Origin of the sequence: Micromonospora sp. NPDC053740 (assembly GCF_040677775.1) — a bacterium.
GTDB classification, from domain to species: Bacteria; Actinomycetota; Actinomycetes; order Mycobacteriales; family Micromonosporaceae; genus Micromonospora; species Micromonospora alfalfae.
The window spans coordinates 73,065-86,273 of sequence record NZ_JBFASO010000016.1 but is presented as its reverse complement, the minus strand read 5'-3'; the positions used below and the strand labels follow the sequence as shown (position 1 = coordinate 86,273).

The 13,209-nt window shown below is 69.5% G+C and carries 14 protein-coding genes; 7 read left to right on the top strand and 7 right to left on the bottom strand.

All coding sequences use genetic code 11. The features are described from left to right. The first annotated feature begins 100 nt into the window (after window positions 1-100). From AB0K35_RS32495 to AB0K35_RS32485, 3 genes are all read left to right on the top strand, one after another. Complete coding sequence (locus tag AB0K35_RS32495) at window positions 101-712, top strand: PadR family transcriptional regulator (protein WP_238666765.1); 612 nt, start codon at window positions 101-103, stop codon at window positions 710-712. 121 nt (window positions 713-833) lie between these two features. Further along, window positions 834-1,793, top strand: a complete 960-nt coding sequence (locus AB0K35_RS32490; protein ID WP_112601935.1) for an ATP-binding cassette domain-containing protein — start codon at window positions 834-836, stop codon at window positions 1,791-1,793. 18 nt (window positions 1,794-1,811) lie between these two features. Continuing rightward, window positions 1,812-2,567: an ABC transporter permease gene (locus AB0K35_RS32485; RefSeq protein WP_124823257.1), complete on the top strand. Its 756-nt coding sequence runs from the start codon at window positions 1,812-1,814 to the stop codon at window positions 2,565-2,567. Between the two features lie 185 nt (window positions 2,568-2,752). On the opposite strand, the gene AB0K35_RS32480 is transcribed toward AB0K35_RS32485, so the two are convergent. The 5 genes from AB0K35_RS32480 to AB0K35_RS32460 form a co-directional block, all read right to left on the bottom strand. Beyond that, window positions 2,753-3,406 carry an O-methyltransferase gene (locus AB0K35_RS32480; RefSeq protein ID WP_238666732.1) on the bottom strand — a complete coding sequence of 218 codons (654 nt, stop codon included), beginning with the start codon at window positions 3,404-3,406 and terminating at the stop codon, window positions 2,753-2,755. Further along, window positions 3,403-4,071, bottom strand: a complete 669-nt coding sequence (locus AB0K35_RS32475; RefSeq protein WP_238666731.1) for a Maf family protein — start codon at window positions 4,069-4,071, stop codon at window positions 3,403-3,405. The genes AB0K35_RS32480 and AB0K35_RS32475 overlap by 4 nt, the downstream gene beginning before the upstream one ends. A gap of 240 nt (window positions 4,072-4,311) precedes the next feature. After that, window positions 4,312-5,445 (bottom strand): S8 family serine peptidase, encoded by a 1,134-nt coding sequence (locus AB0K35_RS32470; protein WP_363890314.1) that lies wholly within the window; start codon window positions 5,443-5,445, stop codon window positions 4,312-4,314. A 1,414-nt stretch (window positions 5,446-6,859) separates the two neighbouring features. Continuing rightward, entirely contained in the window at window positions 6,860-7,318 is a 459-nt protein-coding gene (locus AB0K35_RS32465) for a hypothetical protein (protein ID WP_238666729.1), read from the bottom strand. 92 nt (window positions 7,319-7,410) lie between these two features. Further along, entirely contained in the window at window positions 7,411-7,605 is a 195-nt protein-coding gene (locus tag AB0K35_RS32460; RefSeq protein WP_238666728.1) for an acyl-CoA carboxylase subunit epsilon, read from the bottom strand. Window positions 7,606-7,695: 90 nt separating this feature from the next. Here AB0K35_RS32460 and AB0K35_RS32455 point away from each other — a divergent pair, with 90 nt between their 5' ends. Then, complete coding sequence (locus AB0K35_RS32455; protein WP_363890311.1) at window positions 7,696-9,792, top strand: protein kinase; 2,097 nt, start codon at window positions 7,696-7,698, stop codon at window positions 9,790-9,792. 65 nt (window positions 9,793-9,857) lie between these two features. After that, window positions 9,858-10,085, top strand: coding sequence for a hypothetical protein (locus tag AB0K35_RS32450; RefSeq protein WP_238666724.1), 228 nt, complete (start codon window positions 9,858-9,860; stop codon window positions 10,083-10,085). Between the two features lie 82 nt (window positions 10,086-10,167). On the opposite strand, the gene AB0K35_RS32445 is transcribed toward AB0K35_RS32450, so the two are convergent. Beyond that, window positions 10,168-10,920, bottom strand: coding sequence for a GH25 family lysozyme (locus AB0K35_RS32445; protein WP_363890297.1), 753 nt, complete (start codon window positions 10,918-10,920; stop codon window positions 10,168-10,170). Between the two features lie 82 nt (window positions 10,921-11,002). Continuing rightward, window positions 11,003-11,221 (bottom strand): hypothetical protein, encoded by a 219-nt coding sequence (locus AB0K35_RS32440; RefSeq protein ID WP_238666721.1) that lies wholly within the window; start codon window positions 11,219-11,221, stop codon window positions 11,003-11,005. 78 nt (window positions 11,222-11,299) lie between these two features. Between AB0K35_RS32440 and AB0K35_RS32435 the strand changes: the two genes are divergently transcribed. Then, a complete protein-coding gene (locus AB0K35_RS32435; RefSeq protein ID WP_238666720.1) occupies window positions 11,300-12,031 on the top strand; it encodes a M50 family metallopeptidase in 732 nt (243 codons plus the stop codon). A gap of 154 nt (window positions 12,032-12,185) precedes the next feature. Then, window positions 12,186-13,169, top strand: a complete 984-nt coding sequence (locus tag AB0K35_RS32430) for a 2-dehydropantoate 2-reductase N-terminal domain-containing protein (protein ID WP_363890291.1) — start codon at window positions 12,186-12,188, stop codon at window positions 13,167-13,169. Window positions 13,170-13,209: the final 40 nt, after the last annotated feature.

The window sequence follows — 13,209 nt, the reverse complement described above, 5'->3', positions numbered from 1 at the left end:
CACGGCGGCCCTAACGATCGCTCAGTGTGGGATGCCGCACTGCGCCCGCCACGGTTTAGTCAAACTTGGCTATTACGCTTATCGGGTGTCTTCGACTCGGATGATGATTCTCGGTCTGGTGCGGTGGATGCAGCCCGTGCACGGCTACGACGTGCGCCGTGAGCTGCTGAGCTGGAGCGCCGACAAGTGGGCGAACATACAGCCCGGATCGATCTATCACGCCCTGCGCAAGCTCACCGAGGAAGGGCTGCTCCGCGCCGTCGCGACCGAGCAGGTGGGCGCCCGTCCGGCGCGGACCACCTACGAGGTGACGGTCAAGGGGGAGGACGAGTTCGAGACGCTGCTGCGTAACTCCTGGTGGACCATCAGCGAGCCCGCCGACCCGTTCGTGGCGGCCTTCTCCTTCCTGCCGGCCATGCCGCGCGCCGAGGCGGCCGCCGCCCTGCGTAACCGTGCCAACCTGCTGCGCGCCGGCGTCGAATCCATGCGCGCCTCGCTGGAGTCGGACTGGGTGCGCAACCGCAAGCCTGCGCACGTGGGCTGGATGTTCGAGCTGTGGTCGGCGCGAGCGGAGGCGGAGATGAGCTGGTGCGAGCGGATCGCCGAGCGGATCGATTCCGGAGTGTCGTACCTGCCTGCTGAGCTGGATGAAGCGCAGGGTTGGTCGGGGTGGCGGGACGGCGTGGAGCCGTCCGACACCGACGCGGAATAATCAACGTTGACTAAAAAAGCTATATCGCGTTAGCCTGCTGGCGGCACAGCGGGGGAGTGCGCCGTCCGGCGTCGTCCCACTCGACGGCCGGCCCGACCGGCCCGAACGACCAGGAGCAGAAATGATCGAGACCAGGGGGCTGCGGAAGTCGTTCCGCTCCCGCGCGGGTCGAGAGACGAAGACGGTGGACGCCGTGCGGGGCGTCGACCTTGACGTTGCCAAGGGCGAGATCTTCGGCTTCCTCGGCCCGAACGGCGCCGGCAAGACCACCACGCTGCGGATGCTCGCCACACTGATCGAGCCGGACGGCGGCGAGGCCACCATCGCGGGCGCGGACCTGCGCAAGGACCCGGCCGAGGTGCGCCGCCGCATCGGGTACGTCCCGCAGGGCGGCAGCACCTGGGACGAGTCCACCGCCCGCGAGGAACTGGTGCTGCACGCCCGGATGTACGGCATCAGCAAGGCCGACGCGCAGCGGCGCGCCGCCCGCGCGCTGGACGCCTTCCAGCTCACCGAGTACGCCGACCGCAAGTGCAAGACCTACTCCGGCGGCCAGCGGCGCCGGGTGGAGATCGCCCTCGGCATCATCCACGAGCCGAAGATCGTCTTCCTGGACGAGCCGACCACCGGCCTCGACCCGCAGAGCCGCGCCCACATGTGGGACGAGATCCGCCGGCTCCGCGCCGACGGGATGACCGTCTTCATCACCACGCACTACCTGGACGAGGCCGACGCCCTCTGCGACCGGATCGCGATCATGGACAACGGCGAGGTCGTGGCCGAGGGCACGCCGACCGAGCTCAAGCGGGAGATCTCCGGCGACGTGGTGCTGGTCGGTCTCGACCTGGCCGCCACCCCGCAGGCCGCCCAGACGCTCGACGGCGAGCCGTACGTCAACAAGCTGGAGACTGTCGACGAGGGCGGCCTGCGCCTCTACGTCGACGAGGGCGCCACAGCCATTCCGCAGGTGCTGCGCCGACTCGACCACGCCGGGCTGGAGCTGCGCTCGATCGAGCTGCACCGACCCAGCCTGGACGACGTCTTCCTCACCAAGACCGGCCGCTCGCTGCGCGAGTCCTGACCACCGGAGACGACTCTCATGAAATTCGCCCGTGACACGTGGCTGATCTTCCAGCGCCAGATCCAACTCCTGCTACGCAACCCGGTCTGGGTCTTCGTCGGCGTGTTCCAGCCGGTCATGTACCTGCTGCTCTTCGCCCCGCTGCTCAAGCCCGCACTGAACGCACCCACCCAGGCGGCCGCCTACAAGATCTTCGTACCGGGTCTGCTGGTGCTGCTGGCCATCTTCGGTGGCCTTTTCCAGGGCTTCGGCCTGATCGCCGAGCTGCGGGCCGGCGTCATCGAACGCTCCCGGGTCACCCCGATCAGCCGGCTCGCCCTGCTGCTCGGCCGCTCGCTGCGCGACGTGGTCTCGCTCCTGGTGCAGGCGGTCATCATCACGCTCCTGGCGCTCATCTTCGACCTGCGGGTGTTCATCGGGGACCTGCTGCTGGCGTACCTGATGCTCGCCCTGATCGCCCTCATGACCTCGGCCGTCTCCTACGGCGTCGCCCTCAAGGTCAAGAGCGAGGATGCGCTGGCCCCGCTGATGAACACAGTGGCTCAGCCGGTGCTGCTGCTCTCCGGCATCCTGCTGCCGCTGACCTTCGCACCCGGCTGGTTGCAGGGCATCGCCAACTGGAACCCGTTCTCCTGGGCGGTCGACGGCACCCGGGCGCTGTTCGCCGGTGACCTGGGCAGCGACAAGGTCTGGCAGGGCCTCAGCATCACCGCGGTCCTCGCCGCGCTGGGTGTCTACTGGGCCGCCCGCCAGTTCGCCCGCAGCGTCCGCTGACGCCGACTTTCGCTGTTCCTTGATATTGGGGTGTCCCCTGGTGGGGACACCCCAATACCGTGTTCAGCGGTTGCCGGCGGTTGCCGGCGGTCGGCGGCGGTCGGCGGTTGTCGGCGGTCGGCGGTTGTCGGCGGTCGGCGGCGGTCGGCGGTTGTCGGCGGTCGGCGGTTGTCGGCGGTCGGCGGTCAGCGGACCCGGGCGAGGGTGAGGCCGTCCGCGATCGGCAGCATCACCGGGTCCACCCGCACGTCCGCGAGAACCTCGTCGTTGAACGCGGCGATGGCCCGATCGCCAGCGTCCTGCGGGGCGATCACCCGCCCTCCCCGCAACACGTTGTCGACGGCGATCACCCCACCCGGACGCATCCGGGGCACCAACTCCGCCCAGTAGATCGGGTAGCCGGTCTTGTCGGCGTCGATGAACGCGAAGTCCAGGTGCCGCTCGTGCGGCAGCTCCCGCAGCCCGTCCGCTGCCGGGCCGATGCGCAGGTCGATCAGATCCTGCACGCCGGCCCGCGCCCAGTAGCGCCGGGCGATGCCGGTGAACTCCTCGGAGATGTCGAAACAGGTCAGTCGCCCGCCCTCGGGCAACCCGCGGGCGATCGCCAGTGACGAAAGCCCGGTGAACGTGCCGACCTCGACGGCCTGCCGCACGTCGAGCAGCCGGGTGAGGAACGTCAGGAACGCGGCCTGCTCCGGAGCCACCTGCATGGCGGCGTGCTCCGGCAACACCGACCGGGTCTCCTCGGCCAGGTCACTGATGATCTCGTCCGGCGGGGAGCCGTGTGCGACCAGATAGGCGTGCAACTCGTCGGTGAGCGGGATCGACTTGGTGGTCATGACCGGACGTTACCGAGCGGCTCGACCATCTGGCCGCCCGGCGCGACAGTCGTCCACAGGTCGGTGATCCGCAGATCCAACTCGGCGAGGAGCCGGCGCAACAGCGGCATCGACAACCCGACCACCGTCCCCGGGTCACCCTCGATCCGTTCCACGAACGGCCCACCCAGCCCGTCGATCGTGAACGCGCCGGCCACCGCCAGCGGCTCACCAGTGGCCACGTACGCGGCGATCTCGTCGTCACTGACGTCAGCGAAGTGGACAGTGGTCGACGCGACAGCCTCCGCCCGCCGACCCGCAGTAGCGTCGACCAGGCAGTGCCCGCTGTGCAGCACGCCGCTGCGTCCCCGCATCCGCAGCCACCGCCGGGTCGCGTCCGCCGCATCCGCCGGCTTGCCGAGGATCTCCCCGTCGAAGGCGAGCACCGAGTCGCAGCCGATCACCAACGTCCGCTGATCGGCGGTCGCGTTCAGCCGGGTCAACACCGCCTGTGCCTTCAGGCGAGCCAACTCCAGGCACAACTCCTCGGCCTGCTCGGTCACCACCAGGGACTCGTCCACCCCACTGACCAGCACCTCGGGCTCGACGCCGGCAGCCTGGAGCAACTTACGACGGGCAGGGCTCGCCGATGCGAGCACGAGGCGAAGCGGCAAAGTCTCAGACACCAGCCCGACGTTACCGCCCAGCCCCCCACCAAGACCGACACCCCGCCCGTACCCGTACTCCCCAGCCGCCGGGCGGGCGGCCCGGCGTCGTGCGGCTCGGTGGTCGTTCGGCCCCGGTGGTCGTGCGGCTCGGTGGCCGGGCGTCCTTGATCCACTCGACTTTCAGAAAGACGCGGTATCCCCTCTCCCCGGACACCGCGGTTTCCTGAAAGTCGAGTGGATCACCGCTTCGTTGATAGATCAGCGACTGATTCTGGGCGGCGGATCATCACTACGCCGCCGTCGCCGCGCTATCACGGCCCACCCGACCCCGGCAGCCACGAGCACCCCGAGCGTGGCCAGGCCGCGCGCGGTTGCGCCATCGCTCCCATCCCCCGGCTGAGCGGCAGCCGTCGTGGTCGGGCCAGCACCGGCCGGAGCGCTCACCGATTCAAACCCGAGCGGCGGTACGTCTGCCGTCAGCGCCGCCACAAGATCGATCACTCCATAGCCGTACTCGTCGTCACGCCCAGGAGGGCCCTTGTCGATGGCGGTAGCCGTGAGTCGGTGCGCCACCTCCCGGGCGGGCAGATACGGGTACTTGGACCTGATCAACGCAGCCGCACCCGCCACGATCGCCGTCGCGCTCGAGGTGCCAGTCCCCTTCGAGTATTTCCCGTCGTAGCTGGTGCTATAGATGTCGACCGCAGGAGCGACCACATCGATATTCGGTCCAGTGACCGAGATGGCGGCATGTTGTCCGGCGCGATCGACACCCCCAACCGCGATAACACCCTCTTCGCTGGCCGGATACGCAGTTGGGCTGTGGGGTGAGTTACCCACTGATGCCACAACTATGATGTTCGCTGCAAGGGCGGATTTGATTGCCCGGACGAGGCGCGGTGTCGATGCGCCTCCGCTTGAGATGCTAATTACTTGAGCACTGTTGGCGATCGCATATTCTACGGCCGCAGCGAGATCATCGGCTTCGCCGAAATTATCCGCGCTAGCGGCCTTTATCGGGAGAATTTTGGACTTAGGTGCGATGCCGAGTGCGCCTGAACTTTTGCCCCTGCCGTGCGCCGCAATTAGCCCTGCCATGCTCGTGCCGTGACTGTTCGGATCCTGCCGGCCATCTCCCGAGCCACCCGCCACGGTGTCTGTGCCCTTGAGTAGATTCCTAGCGAGGTCGGGGTGAGGATCGACGCCAGTGTCCGGAACCGCGACGATAACTCCCTCGCCTTGGCTGACCGCCTGTGCTCGGGAGACATTCAGAAAGCGAAGGTGCCACTGGTTGTCTCGAATGCGCTCGGCTTGGTCGGGCCCTACCGTGCCGGGTACCGAATACGGCCGATCCTCCGCAATCGTCCCGTGGCTTGCGATCGGCAGGGCCATTGCGACCAGAATGGCTCGGGTAATGAGTAGCATTACCGCGAGAAGCCGATAGCCGGGCCTGGATCAATGGGTCCTTCGTCGTCGGGTGGCCGGACTATTGGGGTCACCCCCTTTTCAACCTCCCACGGGTTATCCGGATCCCAGTGGCGTGAGCTGTTATCAGTCTGTCTGCGGGCGCTCGGCCGCGCAGGGTTTGACTGCATATACCCGGGACTCGTCAGGCCGGGGCCACCGCCGATTGGGGGGACGCTCTGTGCCGCTGAAAAGCTGCGACCCGCGCCAGGTCGAGAACCAGCTCCTCCGCTGGGTGCAGTGCCCGCACCTCCACCCCCAATCACGCCGCCAATCGGGTTGACGCGGCGGGCTGAGTTCGGCCCTGACCCGGGCTGGCCCAAACCGATTGATGGTGGACCTCCGATGATGCCTCCCGGCGGCATCGCTTTGTTGGAAACCGGGGGCGTCGATCGAGGGGCAGGGCTTGCGGCCCCAGCCTGCGGCCTGCCGATTGACCCTGGCGGCGAGTGCGGGGCCAACTCGCCAACGGGTCGCATTGAGATGCCGGGCGGCGGGGCTATAGGGGCACCGGGGGACGCTGGCGGAGGGCTTGCCAACCCAGCTGGACTTGGGTTCGGCATGCTTGGCGTTAAAGCCGTGCCCACCCCACCCAGTATGGGCCCGACGCTCGGGGGAGTCAGGGCAGGCGTAGGTCCCGCAGGAGTTGTTGCTGGAGTTAGCGATGGCGGGGCCGCTGGCGCTATTGGCACTGGGAAGACTGGGGGAATGACCGGGCTCTGCGCGCTCGTGTCATAAACGTCGGGATCGTTTGGCTGATGGCCGGGTCGACGTGGCGGCGGGGGTGGTTTTTGGAGGGTGGCTTGGGCTTGCTGGAGCTCGCCGCTCAGGCTGAACATCATGGATCGGGCCTGCACGTTGAGCCGTTCCAGTTCCCCGTCAGCAACAGGCGGCGTGGTAGTCCGGTTGCCCATTACCGCTTTCGGGTCGGCGACCATCGACTCGTACGCCTGCTTCTGCTGGAATTTGGTCGCGTACTCCTCGTGGATCTTGCGGAGTGCGGCGCGGGTGGTGCCGATGGCCTGGGTTGCGGCGGAGAGTGCGGTGTAGTTCGCGGCGGCGGCGTCGTGGGTGCGCTGCACCTTGTCGATGAGTGCGTCGAGTTCGGCGAGGTACGTGCGGGAGGCGGCGCTGGTCTCGGGGGGCCATGCCTCGGCGAGTCCGCGTCGGTACTGCTGGAGGCGGCCGAGGTGGGTTTGTGCCAGGTCGCAGACCTTGCGCCAGCCGGCGACCTGTTTCCAGTGGTTGGTGGTGTCGTGGTCCTGGAGGCAGGCCCACATGCTGTTGACGTCCATGAGGTGCCAGTCGGTGAGGCCGGAGGTGCGGCCGGTGCCCCGTTCGATCACGGCAACACCACCGGTCCTTCGGTGTCGGGACCGGTCGGGTCGGTCAGCATCGACGTGGGGCCGCCGGGCAGCATGTTCAAAGGGTTGGCGAGGGCTCGTTGCACGTCCACCACTCGGGCGGCGGTGAAGGCGTCGCTGTCGGCGTAGTGGGTGGCGACCTGGTCGGCGGCGGCGGCCAGGTGGCCGGTGGCGCCTCGGACGGCGTACACCATGTCGGCGGTGGCCTGCTGCGTCTCGTGGTGCGCGTGCAGGAAGGTGACCAGCTCGATGAAGGCGTCGCAGGGGTTGGGCACCTTCGCTGACATGTCTTCGGCGATGTACGACAGGTGCGGCGCGTAGTTGCTCTCAACCTCGGCGGCGAGCCGGTCGGCGAACTCTCTGAGCTGGCTGATGTCGGCTTCGATGCCGCCGTAACCGCGTAGCCAGGGTGCTGGCCGGTCCTCTTCGGGGATCATGGATCCTCCCTACCCGTAGCGGCACCGTTTCCCTGAGTGAGGTTAACGGCTCAACGCCACCCTGACAGCCCCCGTACGTGGTGGGTGTCGGGTCAGCGGGGCAGGCCGGCGGCGCGCCAGCCGCGGGAGTTGCCCGGTCGACTGCTGCGCGCCCATGCGGACGCGGTCACCGGCGCGGGGGTGGCGGCCGGTCGGGTTCGGACGATGATCGCCCCCACCAGAGCGGCCAACTCCTCGGCGGTGGGCACGCCGCGGACGACCCGGAACAGCGGCTCTTCGGCAGACATGCCGCCAGGGTACGCGGCCGAAAGTTACGGGGACCGCACAGTGGCGTGCCGGCGGTGTGAGCGTCAGCGGGTCCGGGTACCGTCTCACCGATGTCGAACGCGCTTCCCCAACTCGTCGCTGACCGATACCGGCTCCTGTCGCCGCTCGGCCAGGGCGGCATGGGCCGGGTGTGGAAGGCGCGCGACGAGGTGCTGCACCGGGACGTCGCCATCAAGGAGTTGGTGCCGCCGCCCGGTCTCACCGACGAGGAGCGCCGCGAGATGCGCGAGCGTTCGTTGCGGGAGGCGCGGGCCATCGCCCGGCTCAACCACGCCAACGTCGTCCGCATCTTCGACGTGCTGCGCACCGACGGCGATCCGTGGATCGTCATGGAGTACGTGGCGTCGAGGTCGTTGCAGGACACTCTCGCCGAGGACGGCCCGGTGTCGGTGGCCCGCACTGTGGAGATCGGCCTGGGCGTGCTGGGTGCGCTCAGCGCCGCGCACAAGGCGGGTGTCATGCACCGCGACGTGAAGCCCGGCAACGTGCTGCTCGGCGACGACGGTCGGGTGGTGCTGACCGATTTCGGTCTCGCCACGATCCCCGGCGACCCCAACGTGACCCGCACCGGCATGGTGCTCGGCTCGCCGGCGTACATCTCGCCGGAGCGGGCCCGGGACGGCACCGCCGGTCCGGAGGCCGACCTGTGGTCGCTGGGCGCGACGCTCTACGCGGCTGTCGAGGGCAAGTCGCCGTACGCCCGACCGTCGGCGATCGGCACCCTGGCCGCGTTGGCCACCGAGCCGATTCCGCCACCGAAGAACGCCGGTCCGCTGAAGGCCGTCCTCAACGGGCTGCTGCGCAAGGACCCGAACGAGCGGATCACCGCCGAGGTGGCGGAGCGCTTGCTGCGTCGCGCCGGGGGCAAGCGGTCGCGCGGGATCTCACTGCTCGATGGCGTACGCCGGCCCGGGCCGAACGGTCCGCGCGAGCCGCGCCTGCCGGTGGTGCCGGCCCCGCGACCGGCCGAGAGTGTCGACCGGCCGGTGTCGCCGCCACCGGCCGCCGCCGCGACCACCTCAGCTGCCACCTCTGCTGCCGCCGCGACCCCAGCCGCCGATGCCACGCCGACGGCCGTCGTTTCCTCCGGTGCGGCCGCCGACCCGACCGCCCTGGTGTCGGGCGAGTCGACCGCGGCGGCGCCGGCCGAGCCGACCGCCACGATCGACCGTCCGTCCGCTGCCGAGCCGACCGCGAAGGTCACGGCAGCGCCCGACACGAGCGGCGCGCCCGACACGAGCGGCGCGCCCGACACGAGCGGCGCGCCCGACACGAGCGGCGCGCCCGACACGAGCGGCGCGCCCGACACGAGCGGCGACGGTACGACGAACGTCGACGACGAGCCGACTGTTGTCGACGGCCCGCCAGTGGCTCCGGAGCAGCGCAAGCCGACCACGCCGACGTCGCTGATGCCGCCGCTGAGCCCGGCCGGCCGAGCGCCGGTGCCGCCCTCGGACGGCACGAAGCCGAACAACCCCAGACGCAACCTGCTGATCGGTGCCGTGGTCGCCCTGCTGCTGATCGGCCTCGTGGTGGTCGTGCCGATGCTCACCAAGGACGACCCCAAGACCCCGCAGGCCAACCCGACCGGTGCTGCCGCGACCTCGGGGGCCGCGCCGACCTCCGCTTCCGCGCCAGCGTCGCCCACTACCGGTGCCCCCAGCCCGTCGACCTCGGCCACCCCCTCGGCCGACCCGAACGCGCTGCCGGCGGGCTGGAAGCTGCACAAGGACCCCGAAGGCTTCTCCCTGCCGATTCCCGATGGTTGGGTGCGCCGCGACGCTGGTCGGAACACTGTCGTCTTCGACGAGTCCAACGGGCCGGGGGAGCTGCTCGTCCAGTGGACCCCCACGCCGAAGAAGGACGCATACGCCGACTGGAAGAGCATCGAGGGCGGCCGCAAGAACGAAGTCACCAACTATCAGTACCTAGACATCGTGCGCTGCAACTTCTGGAAGACCTGTGCGGACTGGGAGTGGCTGGAGACCCGGGACGGGCAGCGGATCCACGTCCGCAACCGGGGGTTCGTGACGGCCAGCAACCGGGGCTACGCGCTGCGGTGGGAGATCGCGGAGAAGGACTGGCAGGCCAACCTGCCGAACTTCGACCGGATCGCCAAGGGTTTCGTGCCCGACCGCCAGGACTGAAACTGATTCGCATGACCTTGCGTCGTCGTGGGTAATTGACCTTCGACGACGGAAGGAGGCACGACATGGGTTACCGACGGAGGGACGCTCGGCCCCGGCTGGCACTGTGGATGCTCGTGGCGCTCGGCGACGCGATCCTGCTGCTGGTCAGCGCGGGGGTTTCGGTGCTCGTCGCACTGCTCGGCGTCGTGATCGTTGCCGGTTTCGGCGTTGCCGCCTGGCGGATGCCCCGCCGGGGTGCCCTGGCTCGTGAGGACGCTGTGGTGCCGGCCCTGAGCCGGCGGCGGGCCTGACCCGTGACCGGTGGTGTGGCGGCAGCCGGACCGATTGTCGACCGTGTGGTGACAGTCGATCCCGCTGCCGCCAACGGCCCGGTCAGGTGTTGTTGGCCAACGCGATCAGGCGGCTCCGGTCACCGTTCCAGTAGTTCCGGTCCACGTTGCCGCTGATCCCGGAGACCGCGCCGGTGCTCGTGTACTGCCAGAAGCTCCACACCGGCGCGCCGGCCGGCAGGGCGCCGGGGGTGCTCGACCAGCGGGCCAGCCAGAGCGGGTGGTTCGCCCACGGGCCGGTCCAGCTGCCGGTGCACTGGTTCCACCAGCTCGTGGTGGTGTAGATGACCGCGTACCGGCCGGTGCGGGAGCGGTAGGTGTTCAGGAAGTCCTGCACCCAGTTGCGCATTCCGGTCGTGCTGAGCCCGTAGCAGTAGCCGCCGGCGTACGGGTTGCCCTCGATGTCCAGCGCGGCCGGCAGGGTGCGGCTGTCGGCGGACCAGGCCCCGCCGTTGGAGGCCAGGTAGTTGGCCTGGGTGGAGCCGGCGGAGATGTTCGGGCGGGCGAAGTGGTACGCCCCGCGGATCACCCCGGCGTTGTACGCGTTGACGTAGTTGGCGTTGAAGTTCGGGTCCTTGTAGCTGGTGCCCTCGGTCGCCTTGATGAAGGCGAACTGGATGCCCGCGTTGCGGACACTGGTCCAGTTGATGCTGCCCTGGTAGCGGGACACGTCGACACCGGGTGTGGTGGCTGCGGCCGCCGGTCCGGCGGTCGCTACCAGGGCCGCCGCCGCGGTGGCGAGGACGGTGAGGCCGGCCGCGAGCGCGCGGCGCAGCGTTGATGAGGTACGGGCCATGAGTTCCTCCAAGGACGTCGCTCTATCGACACCCATCTTTGGAGATAAGTGCCCTAGATCACAAGTGCGACTGAAGAAAGCTTCATCGACGGCCGTTGGTCGTCCCGGCCTCGATGCTGTTTGCCAGCTGGCGCGACACCCGCTGGTGCCGTCGGCTCGGTGCAGGGCTCACCAGCAGGCTGCCGACGAGCAGTTCGATCCGGTCGGACGTCTCGCCCAGGGCGAAGTAGTCGGCCTCGGTCCACAGGCCGACGTGCGACTCCAGGGGGCTGCGCTCACCTGCGTCCGCCTCCCGCTTCACTCGCCACCCGATACTTTCACCGGATACGAGCCGGTGCCTCGGGAGCGACACGGAACGCCGCCGGTAGGCTCGCGCCCCATGATGTCGATCGACGGTCTGGGCGACCTGTGGGACACGCTGTTCGGCGCGCAGCCGGACCCGCCAGCGCTACTGGTGCTGATCACCGGGGCCGTAGCACTGGTGGTGGTCTCCACTCGGCTGCCGTGGCGGATCGCCCGTAACGCCATCACCATCGCGCACGAGGGCGGGCACGCCCTGGTCGCCCTGCTCACCGGCCGCAAGTTGCGCGGCATCCGGTTGCATTCGGACACGTCCGGGCTGACGCTCTCCGCCGGCCGTCCCACCGGACCGGGCATGATCCTCACCCTGCTCGCCGGATACGTCGCGCCGCCGCTGGTCGGGCTGGCCGGCGCCTGGCTTCTCGGCGGTAACCGGATCACCCTGCTGCTCTGGGTGGCCGTGGCGCTGCTGTTGGCCATGCTCGTCATGATCCGCAACGTCTTCGGCGTGGTGTCGCTGCTGGTCACCGGCGCGCTGGTGTTCGCCGTCTCGTGGTACGCGACGCCGCAGGTCCAGGCCGCTTTCGCGTACACCGGGGTGTGGTTTCTGCTGCTCGGTGGGGTGCGGCCGGTGGTCGAGCTGCAACGGCTGCGTTCGCGGGGCCGGATGCCCGCCTCGGACGCCGACCAACTCGCCGGCCTCACCCCGTTCCCGGCGTTCTTCTGGGTGAGTGTCTTCGCCCTGGTCAACCTGGCGGCCCTGATCGCCGGCGCGCTCCTGCTCGCTGGCCCGTTCCTCCCCAACCCCTGACAGTCCCGCCCGCCGCCCGGGTCGATCATGGAGTTGCGGTGGGCCACAAAAACCGCGATCAGTCCTCATTCGGGCACCACAACTCCATGATCGACGGCGGGGGGCGTGGGCGTGGGGCGTGGGCGGGGCAGGGTGGGGAGGGGAGGATTTGGGCATGCGATACGTGATTATCGGGGCGGGTGCGGTCGGCGGGACCATCGGCGTACGGCTGGCCCAGGCCGACCGGGACGTGACAGTGGTGGCCCGGGGCGCCCACCTGGACGCGATCCGCGCGCGGGGTCTGAGATTGCGGCAGCCCGACGGTGAGGTCACCGCCCGGCTCGCCGCGGTGGACCGGCCCAGTGACCAGCCGCTGCCGGCGGACACAGTGCTGATCCTCACCGTGAAGTCGCAGGACACTGCCGGCGCGTTGGCTGCCTGGGTGGACGCGCCGGTGGTCGGCGGCGGCACGGCGGGCGAACGTCTGCCGCTGGTGACCGCACAGAACGGGGTGGCCAACGAGCGGGCCGCGCTGCGCCTCTTCGCCGACGTGCACCCGGTCTGCGTCTGGCTGCCGGCCACCCACCTGGACCCGGGCGTGGTGGTCGCCAACGGGTACCCGCATCCCGGGATGCTCCACATCGGGCGGTACCCGGGGGGCGTCGACGACACCGACCGGGGGATCGCCACGGACCTGACCGCCGCCGGGTTCGTCGCCCCGGTCCGCGCCGACGTGCTGCGCTGGAAGTACGGCAAGCTGCTCAGCAACCTGGGCAACGGCCTACAGGCGTTGCTCGGCCGGGACATCCCGGACGCGCTGGTCGAGCGGGTACGCGCCGAGGGTGTCGCCGCGCTCGCCGCTGCCGGCATCTCGCACACCTCACCGGACGAGGAGAAGGCCGAACGCGGCGACCTGGTCGGGCAGCGCCCTGTCGACGGCGAAGCCCGCTCCGGCGGCTCCACCTGGCAGAGCCTGGCCCGGGGCACCGGCTCGACAGAGGTCGACCACCTCAACGGTGAGATCGCGCTGCTCGGCCGGTTGCACGGCGTACCGACACCGGTCAACGTCGCCGTGCAGCGGGCCGTACGCCGGGCGGTCCGGGAGCGGATCGGGGCCGGCGCGTTCCCACTCAGCGAGCTGGAAAAGTCGATCGCCTGACCGGGCAACCAACGGCCCTTGCCGGTGCGTGTTCCCAGCG

Excerpts from the sequence above, each read along its gene's own strand:
- AB0K35_RS32495 (WP_238666765.1), top strand. The coding sequence starts at position 101 with ATGATGATTCTCGGTCTGGTGCGGTGGATGCAGCCCGTGCACGGCTAC.
- AB0K35_RS32490 (WP_112601935.1), top strand. The coding sequence starts at position 834 with ATGATCGAGACCAGGGGGCTGCGGAAGTCGTTCCGCTCCCGCGCGGGT.
- AB0K35_RS32485 (WP_124823257.1), top strand. The coding sequence starts at position 1,812 with ATGAAATTCGCCCGTGACACGTGGCTGATCTTCCAGCGCCAGATCCAA.
- AB0K35_RS32480 (WP_238666732.1), bottom strand. The coding sequence starts at position 3,406 with ATGACCACCAAGTCGATCCCGCTCACCGACGAGTTGCACGCCTATCTG.
- AB0K35_RS32470 (WP_363890314.1), bottom strand. The coding sequence starts at position 5,445 with ATGGCCCTGCCGATCGCAAGCCACGGGACGATTGCGGAGGATCGGCCG.
- AB0K35_RS32465 (WP_238666729.1), bottom strand. The coding sequence starts at position 7,318 with ATGATCCCCGAAGAGGACCGGCCAGCACCCTGGCTACGCGGTTACGGC.
- AB0K35_RS32460 (WP_238666728.1), bottom strand. The coding sequence starts at position 7,605 with ATGTCTGCCGAAGAGCCGCTGTTCCGGGTCGTCCGCGGCGTGCCCACC.
- AB0K35_RS32455 (WP_363890311.1), top strand. The coding sequence starts at position 7,696 with ATGTCGAACGCGCTTCCCCAACTCGTCGCTGACCGATACCGGCTCCTG.
- AB0K35_RS32450 (WP_238666724.1), top strand. The coding sequence starts at position 9,858 with ATGGGTTACCGACGGAGGGACGCTCGGCCCCGGCTGGCACTGTGGATG.
- AB0K35_RS32445 (WP_363890297.1), bottom strand. The coding sequence starts at position 10,920 with ATGGCCCGTACCTCATCAACGCTGCGCCGCGCGCTCGCGGCCGGCCTC.
- AB0K35_RS32435 (WP_238666720.1), top strand. The coding sequence starts at position 11,300 with ATGATGTCGATCGACGGTCTGGGCGACCTGTGGGACACGCTGTTCGGC.
- AB0K35_RS32430 (WP_363890291.1), top strand. The coding sequence starts at position 12,186 with ATGCGATACGTGATTATCGGGGCGGGTGCGGTCGGCGGGACCATCGGC.